The 14,300-nt window shown below is 37.3% G+C and carries 13 protein-coding genes; 5 read left to right on the plus strand and 8 right to left on the minus strand.

Features of this window, described 5'->3' with window-relative positions; all coding sequences use genetic code 11:
• Positions 1-27: 27 nt before the first annotated feature.
• From CER22_RS17250 to mtnK, 3 genes are read right to left on the minus strand one after another with little or no spacing between them, the layout of a single operon-like run.
• A complete protein-coding gene (locus CER22_RS17250) occupies positions 28-669 on the minus strand; it encodes an L-fuculose-phosphate aldolase (protein ID WP_000926561.1) in 642 nt (213 codons plus the stop codon).
• Between the two features lie 54 nt (positions 670-723).
• Complete coding sequence (gene mtnA, locus CER22_RS17255) at positions 724-1,767, minus strand: S-methyl-5-thioribose-1-phosphate isomerase (protein ID WP_141542812.1); 1,044 nt, start codon at positions 1,765-1,767, stop codon at positions 724-726.
• A 12-nt stretch (positions 1,768-1,779) separates the two neighbouring features.
• Positions 1,780-3,009 (minus strand): S-methyl-5-thioribose kinase, encoded by a 1,230-nt coding sequence (gene mtnK / locus CER22_RS17260; protein ID WP_088061569.1) that lies wholly within the window; start codon positions 3,007-3,009, stop codon positions 1,780-1,782.
• A gap of 589 nt (positions 3,010-3,598) precedes the next feature.
• Between mtnK and ahpC the strand changes: the two genes are divergently transcribed.
• Both ahpC and ahpF read left to right on the plus strand, forming a co-directional pair.
• Positions 3,599-4,162 carry an alkyl hydroperoxide reductase subunit C gene (gene ahpC, locus CER22_RS17265; protein WP_000924420.1) on the plus strand — a complete coding sequence of 188 codons (564 nt, stop codon included), beginning with the start codon at positions 3,599-3,601 and terminating at the stop codon, positions 4,160-4,162.
• A gap of 14 nt (positions 4,163-4,176) precedes the next feature.
• Complete coding sequence (gene ahpF, locus CER22_RS17270) at positions 4,177-5,703, plus strand: alkyl hydroperoxide reductase subunit F (protein WP_000599491.1); 1,527 nt, start codon at positions 4,177-4,179, stop codon at positions 5,701-5,703.
• A gap of 48 nt (positions 5,704-5,751) precedes the next feature.
• On the opposite strand, the gene CER22_RS17275 is transcribed toward ahpF, so the two are convergent.
• Positions 5,752-6,360: an SAM-dependent methyltransferase gene (locus CER22_RS17275; protein WP_088061567.1), complete on the minus strand. Its 609-nt coding sequence runs from the start codon at positions 6,358-6,360 to the stop codon at positions 5,752-5,754.
• 193 nt (positions 6,361-6,553) lie between these two features.
• Positions 6,554-7,669, minus strand: coding sequence for a M20 peptidase aminoacylase family protein (locus CER22_RS17280; protein WP_088061565.1), 1,116 nt, complete (start codon positions 7,667-7,669; stop codon positions 6,554-6,556).
• 276 nt (positions 7,670-7,945) lie between these two features.
• Between CER22_RS17280 and nhaC the strand changes: the two genes are divergently transcribed.
• A complete protein-coding gene (gene nhaC / locus CER22_RS17285; protein ID WP_088061563.1) occupies positions 7,946-9,367 on the plus strand; it encodes a Na+/H+ antiporter NhaC in 1,422 nt (473 codons plus the stop codon).
• Here the strand turns inward: nhaC and CER22_RS17290 are convergent.
• On the minus strand, positions 9,356-10,627 hold the full coding sequence (locus tag CER22_RS17290; RefSeq protein ID WP_088609257.1) for a transcriptional regulator: 1,272 nt from the start codon (positions 10,625-10,627) through the stop codon (positions 9,356-9,358). The two genes, nhaC and CER22_RS17290, sit on opposite strands and share 12 nt — an antisense overlap.
• A 92-nt stretch (positions 10,628-10,719) precedes the next feature.
• On the opposite strand from CER22_RS17290, the gene CER22_RS17295 reads away from it, so the two are divergent.
• Both CER22_RS17295 and CER22_RS17300 read left to right on the plus strand, forming a co-directional pair.
• A complete protein-coding gene (locus CER22_RS17295) occupies positions 10,720-11,829 on the plus strand; it encodes a mandelate racemase/muconate lactonizing enzyme family protein (RefSeq protein ID WP_088609258.1) in 1,110 nt (369 codons plus the stop codon).
• A 14-nt stretch (positions 11,830-11,843) separates the two neighbouring features.
• The gene (locus CER22_RS17300; RefSeq protein ID WP_088609259.1) at positions 11,844-12,539 is read left to right on the plus strand and encodes a GNAT family N-acetyltransferase; all 696 of its coding nucleotides are present in this window, start codon (positions 11,844-11,846) and stop codon (positions 12,537-12,539) included.
• A gap of 161 nt (positions 12,540-12,700) precedes the next feature.
• Here the strand turns inward: CER22_RS17300 and CER22_RS17305 are convergent, their stop codons facing one another.
• Positions 12,701-13,408, minus strand: coding sequence for a M48 family metallopeptidase (locus tag CER22_RS17305; protein ID WP_088609260.1), 708 nt, complete (start codon positions 13,406-13,408; stop codon positions 12,701-12,703).
• 95 nt (positions 13,409-13,503) lie between these two features.
• Positions 13,504-14,022: a DUF1456 family protein gene (locus tag CER22_RS17310; RefSeq protein WP_088609261.1), complete on the minus strand. Its 519-nt coding sequence runs from the start codon at positions 14,020-14,022 to the stop codon at positions 13,504-13,506.
• Between the last annotated feature and the right edge of the window lie 278 nt (positions 14,023-14,300).

Raw genomic sequence — 14,300 nt, forward strand, 5'->3', positions numbered from 1 at the left:
AGTGAAATCTTGAGGGTGTTTCTTCATTTACTGCTGCCCATACCCTTCAAACTTCTTCGCCAAATTCGCCATCTCATCTTCTGGCAATAGCTTCGGCTCTCCGACGCTTTTCGTTTGATAATAAATTTGCGCACAAAACTCAATTTCTTCTGCAACAGTAAACGCCATTTTTATGTTATTTGCACCTGCAATTAAACCGTGGTTCTCAAGTAAAACGGCACGGCGATCAATCATGCCTTCAAAAGCAGCATCCGCTAATTGCTTCGTACCAAATGTTTCATACGGTGCACAGCGTACATTCGGGCCTGCGAAAGCAATTAAATATGATACAGCAGGAAGCTCCCACCCTAATGATGCAATTGTCTTCGCATAAGGTGAATGTGTATGCACAAGCGCATTTATATCTTCACGATTTCTATAATATATAAGGTGCATATCGAGCTCGCTTGACGGTTTTCTCTCTCCCTCTACCACTTCACCATCTAAGTTTAATATAACTACATCTTCAGGTTTTGTTTCATAATACTCTAAACCACTTGGGCTAATCGCAACAAGACCTTGTTCACGATTGAAAATACTAATATTGCCGCCTGTCCCCTTTGTTAAACCGCTAGAAATCATTTTCTTTCCATACGCTACAATTTCTTCTCTTTCTTTTTGTAATAACATATACATCCCCCTAAGTATGAAGCTTATGATGACTGACTTTTTAAATCTATCTACTTATTGAAATAGCTTTTTTAAGTTCTCCGTAAACGGTGCTTTTACAATCCCTTTTTCCGTAATAATCGCTGTTACATTTTCATGTGGTGTGACATCAAATGCCGGATTATATACTTTACTTTCTTTCGGAGCAGAATATTGTCCGAAGCGATTAATCACTTCAGAAGCATCTCTTTCCTCGATTGGAATTTCTTTTCCTGTCGGTGTTTTTAAGTCGATTGTCGGTGTTGGTGCTGCTACATAAAACGGAATGTTGTAGTATTTTGCTAAAATAGATACGCCTAATGTCCCAATTTTATTTGCTACATCACCGTTTGCTGCCACACGGTCGCACCCAACGATTACCGCCTCAATCTTCCCTTGTGACATGACCATAGCTGCCATATTATCCGTAATGACAGTAACATCAATCCCCGCTCGCTGTAGTTCTAATGCTGTTAACGTTGAACCTTGTAATCTAGGACGTGTTTCATCCGAAAAGATTTTTAAGTCCCATCCTTTTTCTTTCGCTAAGTACATTGGAGCTGTCGCAGTCCCATACTTAGTCGTCGCTAACGCACCAGCATTACAATGTGTTAACACTCCCATTCCATCATGGAATAACGTTAATGCATGTTCTCCGATTTGACGGTTAATTTCTTCATCTTCTCTATGAATCTCTTTTGCCTCTTCTAGTAATCTATCTTTCAACTGGCCGATTGATAAATGTGAGTTCTCTGTCGCGACTGTCTCCATTCTTTCAAGTGCCCAAAATAAATTTACTGCTGTTGGCCTTGATGTTGCCAAATATGCACATACCTTTTTGACTTCCTCTATAAAGTCTTCCATCTTACTTTGAATAACTTCCTTTATTCCTAAACACACACCATACGCTGCCGAAACACCAATCGCTGGTGCTCCTCTTACTTTCATTACTTGAATGGCATCCCACACGCTTTCAGCTGTCTTGAAAGATTCATAGACAACCTCATTCGGTAATAATGTTTGATCTAATAAAATTAAAGAATCATCTTTCCACTGAATGGGTATTAATTGCTCTTCCATCATCTTCTCCCCTTACTTCGCGTAGTGCATTGACTGTTCTTTTAACGTTTCTACAAAACTTGTGCCTGTTTTATATTGATTAGCCCGTAAAATAAATTTCTTCGCTACTTGAAGACAAATACGTTCTGCTCTGGCACGTGCTTCCTCATTCTCGATACAAGTAATATCCTTTACTTTCGCTAACCCAACAATACGACGAATTAACTCAAGGCCCGTCACTGCAGCTGTATCCTCTAATACAGATTGTAAATATACTTCGTTAAAGCCTTCTTCCTTCGCCATAATCTCGGTCACATGAATATTCCAAGCATTTAAAAACTTCTTCTTAAATAAATCAATTACCTCTACCATTGTCGATTGTAGCCAACCCATATACGCATCTTTCTCAGCCCCAGGCTTCATAGTCGCATCTGCATTCACCCAAGCAAACATTAAATTCGCCATTACATTCCCAACGTCATATCCCATCGGTCCATAAAAGGCAAACTCAGGATCAATAATCTTCGTGGAATCATTTTTCACAAAAACGGAACCAGTATGCAGATCACCATGAATAAGTGCCTGTGCATTCGTCATAAAAGAAAACTTACGTTTTGCTACTTCCATACGAAGCTCTTTATCACTATAAATATGCTCTCTAATCCATCCTTCATTTAGCGGAAATAACTCGTTACGCTTATTATGATTTGTAAATGGCTCAGCGTATACGAGGTCTTCTGTAATCTCACATAATTCAGGATTTATATAGTTTTTTACAAGCTCCTTCTTCTCTTTATGATTCATTACAACATCCGATGTTAATAAAAGTGTGTTTACCAAAAAAGTCGTTACATCGTCAGCAAGCCTCGGAAATATTTGATGATTTATAAGTGCTGTACGTAATATTGTGTGGTCTGATAAATCTTCCATTACGCAACAATTCATCACACTATCAAACAAATATACCTTTGGAACAAGCCCAGGTGCTAACTCCTCCTCTAACTGCAAAACATCTGATTCTATACGAATACGATTCGTCGACAACTTAAACTCATCTGAAATCCTTGCTGTATCCCCAGCTTGCTTTACAATGACAGAAATATTCTTCTGCTCATCCCAAACGCGGAATACATAATTTAAATTACCATCGCCTATTTCTTTACACTGTAACCCCTTTGCATCCTCAAACTCACATAATTTCTCTTTCACATATACAATCACATCGTTAGCTTCCATTAAAAAATACTTTGTGAACTTAGACATGGTTTCCCCTCCACACTAATTGTAAGCGTTTTCTAAAAGCTATAAAAAATAATAGGTTGAAAAATTTTTATCCTATATTATATCTTCTTCTTTTTGAAAGGTATATCTAGATTTTATTATATCTTGTTAACATCTTGAGTCAATGTTTCTATATCACTGCAATATGCTTCCTAATTATATATTTTAGATGACAAAAAATGTTCAAAAAGATTCTAATTCATTTTATTTTATTTATCGCACAATTCTTTGTAAAATAGAAATAAGCAATCCCTTTTCAAATCCACAACTTCTAAGAAATATTCCCTTCCTAACAATTTATACTTACACCATGTCTCTAACATACGCACTACTCTTTTACATACTCGTTGAAAATCGATTACATGAAAACTACCTTTTAATTCTCTAACAACCTTAATTGAGAATAAATATTAATTAAATTGATATAAAGTTGGTTTATTCTCTTGACAAAATAACCACTTCTATATGATAATTAATATCGAATTAGAATTATTATAGTTAATTAAAAAATATATTTTATGAGCACACTATTTTTTGATGCTCAAAACCAACATTTAGGAGGAATTTTAATATGTTATTAATCGGCACAGAAGTAAAACCGTTTAAAGCTAATGCTTACCATAATGGAGAATTTATCCAAGTTACTGACGAAAGTTTAAAAGGAAAATGGAGTGTAGTTTGTTTCTACCCAGCTGACTTCACATTCGTTTGCCCAACTGAACTTGAAGACTTACAAAACCAATATGCAACTCTTAAAGACTTAGGCGTTGAAGTATACTCTGTATCTACAGACACTCACTTCACTCACAAAGCATGGCATGATAGCTCAGAAACTATCGGCAAAATCGAATACATTATGATTGGTGACCCAACTCGCACAATCACTACAAACTTCAACGTTTTAATGGAAGAAGAAGGTCTTGCTGCTCGTGGTACATTCATCATCGATCCAGACGGCGTTATCCAATCTATGGAAATCAATGCTGACGGTATCGGCCGTGACGCAAGCATTCTTGTTAACAAAATTAAAGCAGCTCAATACGTACGTAACAACCCAGGTGAAGTTTGCCCAGCTAAATGGCAAGAGGGTTCTGCAACACTTAAACCAAGCCTTGACCTTGTAGGCAAAATCTAAGGAGTTCGATCAAAATGATACTAGATGCAGATATAAAAACACAACTATCCCAATACCTTCAGTTAATGGAGAACGATATTTTACTTAAAGTAAGCGCTGGAGACGACGACGTATCTAAAGATATGTTAGCTCTAGTAGACGAATTAGCTACTATGTCATCTAAGATTACAGTAGAAAAAGTTGAATTAGAGAGAACACCAAGCTTTAGCGTAAATCGCCCTGGTGAAGACACTGGTGTCGTATTCGCTGGTATTCCATTAGGACACGAATTTACTTCATTAGTGTTAGCTTTACTACAAGTAAGTGGACGCGCTCCAAAAGTTGAACAAAAATTAATCGATCAAATTAAAAACATTCAAGGCGAATATCATTTTGAATCTTATATCAGCCTAAGTTGTCATAACTGTCCTGATGTTGTACAAGCTCTTAACGTAATGAGCGTTCTAAACTCTGGTATTACACATACTATGATTGATGGCGCTGCATTCAAAGAGGAAGTAGAAAGCAAAGACATCATGGCAGTACCAACAGTTTTCCTAAACGGCGAATCTTTCGGAAGCGGTCGTATGACACTTGAAGAAATTTTAGCTAAAATGGGTAACGGTCCAGATGCATCAGAGCTTTCTGATAAAGATCCATACGATGTTCTTGTTGTTGGTGGCGGCCCTGCTGGTGCAAGTGCAGCAATTTATGCAGCACGTAAAGGCATCCGCACTGGTATCGTTGCTGAGCGCTTCGGTGGTCAAGTAATGGATACTATGGGCATTGAGAACTTCATCAGCGTAAAACGCACTGAAGGTCCTAAGCTAGTAGCAAGCCTTGAAGAGCACGTAAAAGAATACGACATCGATGTAATGAATCTACAACGTGCAAAACGTTTAGAGAAAAAAGAACTTATTGAAGTGGAACTTGAAAACGGCGCTATTCTGAAAAGTAAAAGCGTAATCGTTTCAACAGGTGCTCGCTGGCGTAACGTTGGCGTACCAGGTGAAGCTGAGTTCAAAAATAAAGGTGTAGCATACTGCCCACACTGTGACGGTCCATTATTCATCGGAAAAGACGTAGCAGTTATCGGCGGAGGTAACTCTGGTATTGAAGCAGCTATCGACTTAGCAGGTATCGTTAAGCACGTAACTGTTCTTGAATTCATGCCAGAATTAAAAGCTGATGCTGTATTACAAGAGCGTCTTAACAGCTTACCAAACGTAACTGTTCTGAAAAACGTTCAAACGAAAGAAATCACTGGTACTGATAAAGTAAACGGTATTTCTTACATCGATCGTGAAACTGAAGAAGTTCATCACGTTGAATTACAAGGTGTATTCGTACAAATCGGTCTTGTGCCAAACACAGACTGGTTAGGCGAAACAGTTGAACGCGCTCGCGGTGAAATCGTAACAGACAAGCACGGCGCTACAAACGTACCAGGAGTGTTTGCTGCAGGTGACTGTACAAATAATCCGTACAAACAAATCATCATCTCTATGGGTTCAGGTGCAAACGCAGCTTTAGGTGCATTTGATTACTTAATCCGTAACTAATTATATAGACGTGAGTAAAAAAAGCAGGTGCCTTGGCACCTGCTTTTTTTATAATCTTAATGTATAAACTAAAAACCTCTCATTCCCATTCTTCTCATAAGCACCTGGCAACCTTACTTCTCTCTTCAGCTCAAACGTAGTCTGGTTCTCTAAGAAGAAAATATAATCTTCAGAAGGATAGTATAAAATAATATCTACTTCTCTCTCTGTTTCCTCTACCGAAAGCAAAATGTTATTTACTACGTTCATAAACACTTGTACAGAAAATGGATTAAAAAAATAAAACCGATTATCACGTGGATCAATCTCATATTCTTGCGCTAAACAGCATTCAAACCCAATTTTATCTTTACTGTTTCTTACCTTTCGTGCATAGCGCTCAAAATTATCCATTGCTTCTTTATAAAACTCTTCATTCATTTCAATTCCAACTGCTGAAGCACCACACTTATGGTGCATGTAAAAATTTAATCGTCCTTTTCCGCATCCAAAATCTACAACCCGGTCGCTACTTCTTATTTCATATTGATTCAATAACTCATCTAATCCGCTATATGGCGTCGGTTCATAACGGTGATAATGCATAGACTTGTTAAAACCCTTTTGCTCACCGACAGTTTTTATATGTAATACTGCATCGTAATATTGTTCGTTCATTCGTCTTCTCCTATTAGAAAATGGTACTTATTATTATACACCATGTACTGAAGACTCATTTTGCATCAAGTTAACTGATACGTGAAATTATATGAATGATTTTCTGAATATATCTATCGTAACTTAGAATATATCAACGATTTTTTCAATATATCGACTTAACGACACATTCCTACAAAAAAACAGGAGCTATCTAGCCCCTGTCCTCTAATACTTTCAATACAGTTTGTTTCAATATTTCTACTCCATCCATAATACAACTATGATCGAACTTCATATACGGATGGTGTAATCCAGGTTGTAGGTTGGCACCTAGTCCAAGCATGACAGCTTTTAAATGTGGTCTCTTCACTGTGTAGTAATGGAAATCATCGCTTCCTGTCGTATACAGTGGTCCAGTGCATCCCTCTTCCCCGTACACTTCAAGAATGCCTTTTCGCATAAAGCGCTCAGCTTCTTCTGACACTTCAGCTCCTGGTGCAAGGTCGATCCATTTGTATGAAGTTTTCGATCCCATAGATGCGGCCGATTCTATTACATGTTCTATTTTTTTCTTCAATTCTTCTAATAATGTATTACTCTCTGCCCTAACATCTAAGCTAAAATGGCCGTTACCCGGAATAATATTCAAATTATCCCCGCCAGCCTGGCACCTTGTCATCTTCACTGAATATGAGCTTTGCGGTGGTAGCCATATATTTTTCAAACCGATATTGATCATAGAAATGACATCAATTGCATTTATCCCTTGATGTGGGCGTGCCCCATGTGCATCATCTCCATGAATCGTTCCTTCTAAAAATCCTGCTGCTCCGTGACGAATAGATGGGGCAGCTTGTTTCAAAGGTAGTTCTTCAATCGGTCTTAGATGAACACCAAATAAGAAGTCAGCATCATCCACGGCACCCTTCTCTACCATCTTTAAAGAACCATTTCCTTTTTCCTCTGCCGGCTGAAAAATAAATCTAACCGTTCCACTATCCCATCTCATATTTTTCAATTGTAAAATAAGCCCCATCACAATTGTCATATGAGCATCGTGACCACATGAATGATTCGCTTTAAACTCTCCGTCCACTTCTTGCCAAAGTGCATCCATATCGGCACGAATTGCAATAACTGGATTTCCGCTTCCAATTTCAGCAATCACGCCTGGGCAATCATCAAATATTTTATATGAAATTCCTTCTTCTTTTAAAAAGTTAGTAATATACGCTGTCGTTTCATACTCTTTCCAACTCACTTCAGGGTTTTCATGTAAATGCTGAAAAATTTCAGTTAACCGCTCTTGTAGTTCTAATGTTTTCAAAGCTACATTCTCCTTCCCAAATTCCAAAACCATTCAGGTTAATTATACTTATGAAAAACAGATGTTTTTATGAACATATTGAATTTTAAGAAAAAAGTCAATTATTTATTTTTAAATACGATCGACAACTTATTTCCACTCACTTTATAACGATAGAACATTCCTTATTTTCTGTTTTTTATTGACGCTCATATCAATTTTTAGTTATTATAATTTAATAACGTCTATTTTGCGACAATTCTAAAAATACAAACATACATAATGAGGAGGCAATTTATGAAAAAAGAAATACCTTTTGGCGTAGCAATAATCCCTATTATCATTACAGTTGCAGTTATGATGGTTACAATTGTTGTATTAAAACAAAGCCCTCACGTCCCACTTATTATCGGTACAACCGTTGCTTCTATCGTCGCTTGGCGTTACGGTTACAAATGGCACGATATTGAAGAAGCAATGTATAAAGGAATTCGCCTCGCATTACCCGCTATCGTTATCATTATTCTAGTAGGTTTAACGATTGGTGCTTGGATTGGCGGCGGAATCGTCGCAACAATGATTTATTACGGTTTAAATCTTTTAACTCCATCACTATTTTTAGTTTCAATTACAATTATTTGTTCTATTGTTGCATTAGCTATCGGTAGCTCTTGGTCTACAATGGGAACAATTGGTGTTGCAGGAATGGGAATTGGCCTAAGTATGGGAATCCCAGCTCCAATGGTTGCCGGTGCTATCATTTCCGGTTCTTACTTCGGCGATAAAATGTCACCGCTTTCAGACACAACAAACTTAGCCGCAGGATTAACAAATACAGATTTATTCACACATATTCGTCATATGTTATTTACTACAATTCCAGGTTTAATTATTACTCTTATCGTTTATGCATTCTTAGGAAGAAATTTTGGCGCTAACAATATTGATGCAAAAGGTATCGATCAAACGTTACAAGTATTGCAACAAAACTTTGTTATCTCCCCTTTCCTACTAATCATACCTGTAGTCGTTATGGTATTGGTCGCTAAAAAAGTTCCTGCTATACCAGCTATTCTCGTAGGTATAATTTTAGGATTTTTATCACAAGTCTTTATTCAAGGTGGTTCTGTCTCCGCGTCTGTCGGTGCACTCCAAAATGGATTTGTCATAGACACTGGCAACAAGCTAGTAGACGAACTCTTTAACCGCGGTGGCTTAAATTCGATGATGAATACAGTTTCGATGACAATTGTCGCTATGACCTTTGGAGGAGTATTAGAACATACTGGTATTCTTCGCGCAATTGTAAATCAAATTTTAAAATTAGCGACATCAGCAAAAGGACTTATCGCTTCTACTATCGCATCTTGCTTTGCAACCAACCTTACTTGCTCTGAACAATATATTTCGATTGTTGTTCCTTCAAGAATGTACGCAAATGCATACACAGAAAAAGGACTGCATTCTAAAAATTTATCCAGAGCATTAGAAGATGGCGGAACATTAACTTCTGTTTTCGTACCTTGGAATACATGTGGTGTATTTATACTCGCAACACTTGGAGTTGGCGCATTCGAATATGCTCCTTATGCTATATTGAATTTCATCGTACCTATTATTTCAATCATTTACGGCATAACTGGTCTCACAATTACGAAACTATCAGACATTGAAAAAGCGGAACTACTAAAAAAACAAAAGGCTCAACTAGAAGCTTAGAGATACCGGTAAATTCATTTCATATATTGCGCGAGGGCGCCCTTGTTGATAGGGCATTTCCTCGCCGCAAATATGAGCATACCCATAATCAACTAGTTTCTTTAATAACCTTTCTGTTGATCGGCGAGTCACTTGTAAGTATTCAGAAAGATCCGCTGCTGTAAACTTCAATGATGGATGTGATTGACTAAATTGAATAATTTTTGACAAGTTGGCTGGACTAAGTTTCGTTTCCTTCGCTATTTTCATGAGTTCTGGGTTGTCATTCTTCAAACTTTGTACTCTCTGTTCTTTCGGGAACGGACCAAATAGTTCTTTATCACTTGTTAGTATATAAAAACAGTGGTCTATTGGATTATTCTTCCCGAAACTTTGAGCAATTTTAGCATTTTGCTCCGCTTCTTTCACAGTTTTTCCGTAACCAAATCCAATAGCTATTGTTCCTTCTATACTCGCAAATAAATTATTTATCATATTTGTTTTTATAATCGATTCAATATCACCACGAGTCGTATACAAAATGAACGTCATTTCATCAACTTTTTTAAATGAACCCCGTAGTTCTTTTGAAATAGCATCTAATTGCTCAAGCAAACCTTCTCGTAATTCTAAAGAAGAAATCATACAAGCACCAACAGTAGCTGAATGGCTTTTTGCTAACTCAGCTTTTATTTTCGCATCTTTTAACCCATGTATAATGGATTGCTTCGGATCTATCATACGCTCTGAAGGAATACCTATTTTTTGAAGTTCATCATAGACAGCGTGAATACTAGTTAAAGCTAAATGAGCATCTCCAGATTGATATTTAGCTACATGAAAATCAATAACTCTATTTATTTCATCTTTACTCCACAGCATATTTTCATAATCTAACACTTGTGGATTTTCTTTTATACCGATATCATGGAACACATTTGTAATGAATGAGCGGTCTACTAAATCAATTGAAATTTTATGTGGTTGAATACGTTGGTGATACATGACAGAAAGAATGGAAGATGCGACAGTTGTCTCGTCTTGCTGTAAGTACGTACTTGGAATTCGTAATTGTTCTCTTATTTCTTTTGCCATATAATAAGGTAAAGCACCTGAGAAAAAGATGAAATCACAAGGCTTTAAACGCTTTAAAAGTTCAGAAGATTCCGCCGGATGAAGGTAAATATATGGATCAATCTCTATTTCTTCTAGTTTATGAGCAATAGGTAAAAGATTCTCCATAAACTCTTTTGAACCGACAACTGCAATTTTTATCATCATTTCTTTAACTCCTTATCATTAATTAACGACTATTTAACGTCAACTATATCAAATGTACAAAACTATTGTAAACAGGAAGGGGTCTCTACCTAATGAAAATTACAGCTATTCATCTTTACGCAATTCGTTTACCACTTCGCGATCCGTTTGTTATTAGTTATGGTTCTTATTCTGACATGCGTTCTATTATCCTCAAAATGGAAACAGATGAAGGCATTATCGGTTACGGTGAGGGCGTTGCTGATGATCACGTTACAGGCGAATCATGGGAAAGTACTTTCCATACTTTAAAACATACACTTGCTCCTGCGCTCATCGGGCAAAATCCAATGAATATCGAGAAAATACACGATATGATGAACAATACCATTTACGGTGTTCCTACTGCAAAAGCCGCAATAGATATTGCTTGTTTTGATATAATGGGCAAAAAACTAAATCAACCTGTATATCAATTAATTGGCGGACGCTACCATGAAGACTTCCCTGTCACTCACGTCTTAAGTATCGCCGAACCTGAAGACATGGCTGAAGAAGCTGCTTCCATGATTCAAAAAGGTTACCAATCTTTCAAAATGAAAGTCGGTACGAATGTAAAAGAGGATGTAAAAAGAATTGAAGCTGTACGTGAACGTGTAGGAAATGATATTGCGATTCGCGTTGATGTAAACCAAGGATGGAAAAATAGCGCCAACACATTAGCGGCACTTCGTTCATTAGGTCATTTAAGCATCGACTGGATTGAACAGCCTGTTTTCGCAGACGATATTGACGCAATGGCTCACATTCGTTCTAAAACAGACCTTCCGCTTATGATTGATGAAGGATTAAAAGGTTCTCGTGAAATGCGCCAAATCATTAAATTAGACGCGGCTGATAAAGTAAATATAAAACTAATGAAATGCGGCGGCATATATCCCGCTGTAAAACTCGCTCATCAAGCAGAAATGGCAGGCATTGAATGCCAAGTTGGATCCATGGTCGAATCATCCGTTGCCTCTTCCGCAGGATTCCATGTCGCTTTCTCGAAAAAAATTATTACGAGCGTCGAGCTAACAGGTCCATTAAAGTTCACGAAAGACATCGGAAACTTACATTACGACGTACCATTTATTCGCTTAAACGAAAAGCCAGGACTTGGCATTGAAATAAACCAAAATACATTACAAGAACTAACCGTCTTTCAAGACGTTGTACGCTAAAGGAGGACTAACGCATGACAGTTCTATACAAAGGATCATTAAAACAAAATAACGAACCATTTCACGTTACATTACTAACACTAGAGAACATTGAACAAACCTTATCACTACAAAACGTTGTAGTTGAGGCGCTAGAGGATAAAAGTCGCTTACAGCCACTCTCGCTAGAAGAATTTCAATACATTCTAGAAGGAAACGGCATGATGATCGGTGCTTTTATCGAAAACGAACTCATCGCATTTCGTGCCCTACTCGTTCCTCCTATCGACGACGAACATTTAGGACTTGATATTGGCATAGCAGAAAGCGAACTACATCGCGTCATCTATCAAGAAATTTCAAATGTTCACCCGAACAGCCGAGGAAATGGGATCCAAAAAATATTAGCGACAGTCATCATGGACGAATTACAAAAAGAAGATGGCCAGTACGACTATGTTTGCTGCACCGTTGCTCCTTTTAACATTCCAAGTTTAAAAGATAAGTTTGCGCAAGGGATGGAGATTGCTGCATTGAAGGCAAAATATGGCGGGAGTATGCGGTATGTTTTTGTGAAGGAATTGCGTGGAGGCAAGGAAAGAAATTGGACGGATGTTAAGAGTGTTCCGATGAGTGATGCTGTTGGACAGCAAGCTTTACTTTCGAACGGTTATCATGGGTATGGAATGGAGAAAGTAGACGGAGATTTTGTTGTGAAGTTTGGACGATGATTTATATACCTGAAAAAAAGGAGATGTCTGCTGTGACATCTCCTTTTACTTTCTCTTCATTGAACATATCGATTGCAACTCCAAATATATCAGCGATTTTTGAAATATATCGACTTACCGACAAGTATTGACAATAACCGTAACCTATATAAAGTTCACCACTAAACCGTCATCTTCCAACTAGATAACGCTAACCAATTCTCCATTTCCTTATAATCAGGCATTATTTTCCCGACAAGACGCCAAAAAGAGCGATCATGATTCAAATGAACCATATGGCACATTTCATGAACAACTACATAATCAATTACTTGCTGTGGTGCCATCGCTAACTTCCAATTAAATGTTAGCTGTAAATTTGAATCACAAGTTCCCCACGTGCGACTACTATCTGTAATACGAATAGAACGTGGTTTTGTTTTGAAGTTACTTTGATGCACTTTAATACTCTTCTCTACTAATGACTTACACTGCTTATAGTAAAATCGTTTTAAAGCCTGCTGGATTTTCTCATCCTTAAGCTCTTTCACATAAATGTGTAACTTATCTCCTTCAAACACTGCATTGTCTTGCGTAATACTTGTATCTTGGGAGATCTGTATCGGATACGTACTTCCTAAATACAGAAAACCCTCTCCTTGATCATAATCCTTTTCCTGTGGTCCAAGCGCTCGCTCCTGCATTTCCTTACGTGTTTTCTGAATCCAATCCCACTTCTCCTCCAGCAGCTGGACTAAGTATTCAACAGGTGTCCCTTTCGGAGCCTGCACTTCCACATTTCCATACGAATCTACAAAAAGACGCACGGACTTTTTCTTTTTATAATTTATATGAAAATTAATTGTCTCACCTAAATATGTATGTACCATTTCATCACCTAGCTTATTATTTTTACAAATAAAAAAGAGTAGGATACGAACGCCCTACTCTACCTATTATATCATTTACCGCGTTAACCGACTCATTACCCTCTATACTTTACACCTAATCCCTTAATGAAATTCCTTGCGTATCTATCGCCGCACTCTTTATAATTTTTATGGCCTTTCTTTCTTAATAGGGCTCCTAGTTCTCCCTTTGTTACCGTAACGCCTACGCTATCTAATATATCAAGTACATCCTCACTCGTTAAAGATAGTGCAATTTTCATTTTCTTTAGCAGAAGGTTATTCGCACTCTCTTTGCTTTGTACAGGTGCCGGTTGTCCTGGTTTCGGATCTTGCTTCCCTCTTTTTAAAGTAATAAATCCATTGAAAAATGCCTCTAACATCATCATATCGCATGTTTTTACGTACTCATCTTCGACCACATCATCATTTTCAGCTTCATGCTGAGGTGCTCTCTTTATTTTTGTAAGCATATCAACTACATCTTCTTTCGTTACTTCCATACCACCAAGTTTAAAGATTTCTACCATATCTATATCTCTTATATCTAAAGCGTACCTTACTCTTTTTAATATATCGTTGTTGCTCATTGCCATTGTTTTGCCTCCTGAAATGTTGATTATAGTAATGCTTTTAGCATGTGTAAATGAAGTCGTTAAGTTACTACTTTAACATTTTAGGGGGAGGTTTTGTAGCCTTAGGTGGATTAATGGTTGTGGGGATGATTTTATTTATTATTAAGATACTTCTAATAACGAATTTATTGTATTAGAAATTAAGAAAGATCCTATCGATAGAAACGCCTTCAAATACTGTAAAAAGTATTTTAGTTGGTAGTGGGATAGCTCCTTCATTTAAGGATGATATTAATAAA

The sequence above is a fragment of the Bacillus sp. K2I17 genome (genome assembly GCF_002209985.1).
GTDB lineage: Bacteria > Bacillota > Bacilli > Bacillales > Bacillaceae_G > Bacillus_A > Bacillus_A wiedmannii.

Coding starts and splice junctions, on each gene's coding strand:
- ahpC (WP_000924420.1), top strand. CDS start 3,599: ATGTTATTAATCGGCACAGAAGTAAAACCGTTTAAAGCTAATGCTTAC.
- CER22_RS17290 (WP_088609257.1), bottom strand. CDS start 10,627: ATGATGATAAAAATTGCAGTTGTCGGTTCAAAAGAGTTTATGGAGAAT.
- nhaC (WP_088061563.1), top strand. CDS start 7,946: ATGAAAAAAGAAATACCTTTTGGCGTAGCAATAATCCCTATTATCATT.
- CER22_RS17310 (WP_088609261.1), bottom strand. CDS start 14,022: ATGGCAATGAGCAACAACGATATATTAAAAAGAGTAAGGTACGCTTTA.
- mtnA (WP_141542812.1), bottom strand. CDS start 1,767: ATGGAAGAGCAATTAATACCCATTCAGTGGAAAGATGATTCTTTAATT.
- CER22_RS17305 (WP_088609260.1), bottom strand. CDS start 13,408: ATGGTACATACATATTTAGGTGAGACAATTAATTTTCATATAAATTAT.
- ahpF (WP_000599491.1), top strand. CDS start 4,177: ATGATACTAGATGCAGATATAAAAACACAACTATCCCAATACCTTCAG.
- mtnK (WP_088061569.1), bottom strand. CDS start 3,009: ATGTCTAAGTTCACAAAGTATTTTTTAATGGAAGCTAACGATGTGATT.
- CER22_RS17250 (WP_000926561.1), bottom strand. CDS start 669: ATGTTATTACAAAAAGAAAGAGAAGAAATTGTAGCGTATGGAAAGAAA.
- CER22_RS17300 (WP_088609259.1), top strand. CDS start 11,844: ATGACAGTTCTATACAAAGGATCATTAAAACAAAATAACGAACCATTT.
- CER22_RS17275 (WP_088061567.1), bottom strand. CDS start 6,360: ATGAACGAACAATATTACGATGCAGTATTACATATAAAAACTGTCGGT.
- CER22_RS17295 (WP_088609258.1), top strand. CDS start 10,720: ATGAAAATTACAGCTATTCATCTTTACGCAATTCGTTTACCACTTCGC.